Here is a 2,450-nt window from a genome sequence, read left to right on the forward strand (position 1 = left end):
TTTACCTCGTGATAAAATATGTTGTCAATAATAAATTTGTAATATTTCCAAAAAATGTTATAATAGTCTTGCAATTGTTTTTTCAATCGTATTCCGAATTCCGCTGTATTTTCTTGCAGATAGAATTATGGATACGTTTTTTAATATCCTTTTTTAGACCAAAGAAAAATTCAAACAGTTGTGTGAGCTTTAAAGGAAGCTAGTCGAATAAAATCATCAATTTACTATCTAATAGTAATCGAATTTTTATTCTACAAGGAGGACTGGAATAATGAATCTAATCAATAAGAAAGTTACACACAAGCGTTTTGGTATGGGTAGTATAGTTAAACATAATGATTCTAGTATTGAAATACATTTCGCATCGGAAAATAAAAAGTTTGTTTTCCCCGATGTATTTGGGAAGCACCTAAAACTACATGATAAAAGTGTTGCTAATTCGATTGAAAAAATTATAGAAAAAAAGGAAATGGAACGAAAAGAGGAAGAATGGAAGAAAGAAGAGGAAAAAAAACTACAACAAAAAAAACAGGAACTTCGCTTGGAATATGAAAAACTTATGAAAAATCATAAACTTCATCCCGAATCACAAATGGTTTTTTGGTGTGACACAGAAGAACAGAATAATGCTTTTTCAGAGTGGAAGGTTTTTTCAGGCGTAATAAAAAGTGGTAATAACAAGGGGAAGTCAAACAAACCCATCCGCTTGCACCAAAATAGCGCTGTCCTGTTAACAGCAATAGATTCCAGCATGCCTGAAAAAGACAGACGTATCTTAGGTGTCTATATGGTGAATGAAGATTTTATCGGTAAGCTTTGTGAAGATGGATATATTCCTGCCCATTCAAAATACAGACTCCAACTTACAGAACAGGAATCGGATCAGATGCTTTTCTGGGAATACTATGTAAATGAAAAATTCCCCCACAAAATGACATGGAATACAGGTAAATACCGTTATTTTGATAATTCATGGATGGCTCAAATTTTGCTTGATATAGTTTCGTTGAAAAGTGACCCAAAGGAACGAGAGCTGGCACAACAATTTTTTGAACAATTTTGTAAAATGAATCAGATAACAGATCAAGAGTTATCAAAGCCTAATGGCGCATTAATGCGTATTTAGACGTTAGCCCAAAGATAATAAGAATGACAGGGGACTGATACTTTTTTCCACCCATCACTAATGGGGAACAGTGCCTGGTTATTGTGAAGCGGTCGCGTGGTTGAAGTTGGTATAATAGAAAGGCAGATGGTATAGAAAAAATCTATACCATCTGCTTTTTTGTTTATAAAAATACCATTCAAGACCGATTTTCGTTAAAATAAATATTGCCGATTTTCACAATAGTTTTTCACAAATTATAAATGTCCAAATGTACTTGTGTTTGATAATAAGTTATTAAGCATGCATTGCTTGATAACTTTGGAAAAGAATGTTGATGGGACCGGTACCGCCAACATTTCAGAAATTTTGTACGCTAAGCAGAGTTCAAGCTGAAAAAGTCGATACCTTAACGTTCAGAGGAATTGACTTTTTTAATTTGTCTTGTTCAAAGGCTCTCGTTCGTTAAATACTATTAGTATTTTTGTAGGGAATTGATAAATTGCAATTGTGACTTTTAAATGGTGAAAAAATCCGACCTGAGTATATCTCTGGTCTTTTTAGTTTCGACAAAAAAATTGGAAGGTATCGATAGTATGGGAAAAGTATTATCAAGTTATAAGTCAAGACTTTTTTGAGTAGGGGGCACACTGTCATCATCTAGCTATGGCTACTAGGTGCCTAAAGGTTATAGGCTAATCAAATATTAATCAATTTTCCTATCTATTCCCCTATATGATCTAACAATGACTCTGTCAATTCTTTTCTTATTTGTGTAATATGTTTTTCCATTAGTTGCGCTGCTTGATCTGCATCGCCTGTGGCGATCGCTAAATAAATCTCTTTATGCTCATTAATCGTATCTTGGTTGCGTTCATGATTAGCTAATCTTTGTCTTCGAGTAGCTCGGATTGTATCTTGCATATGTCCACTTAGGGTTTTAATCAATTGTAAAAATATTGAATTATGTGAAGCGTAAACAATACTAATATGAAAGTTTAGGTCAGCTTGAAGTCCTAATTCCATATCATTTTTAGCGTGATCCATCATTTCTAGTGCCTCACGAATTTGATTTAAGTCTTCAGAAGTGGCTCTTTGTGAAGCTAAAGAAGCACATTCTACTTCAAGCATACAGCGAAGCTCCAACATTTCATAGATTAGTTTTTTTTCAGCGTTCATGATTGTGGAGGAAATCTCTTCTACTGCGAAATTTTCTGATGTTTTGATAAAGCTCCCGCTGCCTTGTTTAATTTCAATTATTCCTTTAATTTCAAGTTTCCGTAGCGCCTCTCTAACCGACGTTCGACTTACATTAAAACGGCTGGCTAACTCTCTCTCTGTCGGT

Annotated in this window: 2 protein-coding genes (1 of these 2 running past the window's edge); one reads left to right on the top strand and one right to left on the bottom strand. The window is 34.2% G+C overall.

All coding sequences use genetic code 11. From position 1 onward, the window contains the following. Positions 1–271 precede the first annotated feature (271 nt). Positions 272–1,126 carry a malate synthase gene (locus tag V7068_RS22225; protein WP_499714595.1) on the top strand — a complete coding sequence of 285 codons (855 nt, stop codon included), beginning with the start codon at positions 272–274 and terminating at the stop codon, positions 1,124–1,126. Between the two features lie 702 nt (positions 1,127–1,828). Here V7068_RS22225 and V7068_RS22230 read toward each other — a convergent pair. Further along, positions 1,829–2,450, bottom strand: partial view of a FadR/GntR family transcriptional regulator gene (locus tag V7068_RS22230; RefSeq protein WP_499714596.1) — the 3' portion only. The gene runs 14 nt beyond the window's last position; only the last 622 of its 636 coding nucleotides appear in the window; its start codon lies beyond the right edge, outside the window — the gene reads right to left on this strand; the stop codon is at positions 1,829–1,831.

It is taken from the genome of Bacillus sp. JJ634 (assembly GCF_036962285.1).
Classification (GTDB): Bacteria; Bacillota; Bacilli; order Bacillales; family DSM-1321; genus Peribacillus; species Peribacillus asahii_A.